This window comes from Vibrio sp. Vb1755 (assembly GCF_033338635.1).
Taxonomy (GTDB): Bacteria; Pseudomonadota; Gammaproteobacteria; order Enterobacterales; family Vibrionaceae; genus Vibrio; species Vibrio alginolyticus.
Genome location: NZ_JAWOTA010000362.1, coordinates 1 through 1,039 on the forward strand (window position 1 = coordinate 1; position 1,039 = coordinate 1,039).

Here is a 1,039-nt window from a genome sequence, read left to right on the forward strand (position 1 = left end):
AAATTCTTCTGATGTGTTTGATGCAGATCGGAGGCTTAGGGCAAATGACCTTATCTGCGGTGCTGCTCTATATGTTTGGGGTGCGCTTGAGTCTACGTCAGCAAGCGTTAGCCAAAGAAGCACTTGGCCAAGAAAGGCAAGTCAACCTGCGTCGTTTGGTGAAAAAAATCGTCACATTTGCGCTGGTGGCAGAGGCGATTGGTTTTGTTTTCCTCTCGTATCGTTGGGTGCCAGAAATGGGTTGGCAGACGGGCATGTTCTATGCGCTGTTTCATTCTATTTCGGCTTTCAACAATGCTGGCTTCGCTCTCTTCTCTGACAGCATGATGAGTTTTGTCAACGATCCGTTAGTGAGTTTCACCTTAGCTGGTCTGTTTATCTTTGGCGGCTTGGGTTTCACTGTGATTGGTGACGTTTGGCGACATTGGCGTAAAGGTTTCCACTTCTTACATATTCACACCAAAATAATGTTGATTGCCACGCCGTTACTGCTGTTGGTGGGAACGGTGCTGTTTTGGCTTTTGGAACGTCACAACCCCAACACCATGGGGTCGCTCACTACTGGCGGGCAATGGTTGGCTGCTTTCTTCCAATCAGCCAGTGCGCGGACAGCGGGTTTTAACAGTGTTGATTTAACGCAGTTCACGCAACCGGCATTACTCATCATGATCGTTTTGATGTTGATTGGTGCGGGTTCGACCTCTACGGGTGGCGGTATCAAGGTGTCTACTTTTGCTGTCGCGTTTATGGCGACGTGGACGTTCTTGCGTCAAAAGAAACACGTGGTGATGTTTAAGAGAACGGTAAACTGGCCAACGGTAACGAAGTCACTGGCAATCATTGTGGTGAGCGGAGCGATTCTTACCACTGCTATGTTTTTGTTGATGCTGACGGAGAAAGCTTCTTTTGACAAAGTGATGTTCGAAACGATTTCTGCTTTTGCAACGGTTGGGCTTACTGCAGGTTTGACGGCAGAGCTTTCAGAGCCTGGAAAGTACATCATGATCGTCGTGATGATCATTGGCCGTATTGGGCCTTT

1 protein-coding gene is annotated in these 1,039 nt (G+C 48.1%); it reads left to right on the top strand.

Features of this window, described 5'->3' with window-relative positions; genetic code table 11:
• A partial coding sequence (locus tag R7E00_RS25145) for a TrkH family potassium uptake protein (RefSeq protein WP_318124930.1) occupies positions 1–1,039 on the top strand: 1,039 nt, incomplete at both ends.